General features: G+C 38.5%; 1 pseudogene. It reads left to right on the forward strand.

Annotated elements, in window-relative coordinates:
* Positions 1-485: pseudogene (locus MiAbW_RS20355) on the forward strand (IS4 family transposase); the annotation flags it as partial.
* Positions 486-506 lie beyond the last annotated feature (21 nt).

Here is a 506-nt window from a genome sequence, read left to right on the forward strand (position 1 = left end):
CGTTTAACTTAGCTGGTAAGTGGAAAAAAACTTACCGAGGTTTTCCCACGAAAGAACCTTGGTATATTTTGACTAACTTTGAAGATTTAGAAACGGCAATAATCGCCTATCAAAAAAGATTTGATATTGAGGAGATGTTTCGAGATTTTAAGTCTGGAGGCTATAGCTTAGAAGGTTCTCAATTAGCACCGCAATACCTATCAAAGCTGATAATTGTTATAGCTATCGCCTATACAAGTGCCACACTGCAAGGTAAAAAAATTAAGGATATGGGAATCCAAAAATATGTCACAAGACCTGAAAAAAGATATAAAGGTCAACGCAGACACAGCAGTTTTTATGTGGGTCAACATCTCTATCATTGGCTCCAGCTACATCAAATGTTCCAAAAAAATATAGAAGAGCTAATGCAAATTAGCCGCTATCGGTTGAAGGATTACATCAAGGGACAAAGAGCTATATCGCTTGCCCTATCTACCTTCTAGCTCGCTTGTCCCCCTGTCAGC

Source organism: Microcystis aeruginosa NIES-4325 (genome assembly GCF_008974145.1).
In the GTDB taxonomy this organism is placed as follows: domain Bacteria; phylum Cyanobacteriota; class Cyanobacteriia; order Cyanobacteriales; family Microcystaceae; genus Microcystis; species Microcystis aeruginosa_G.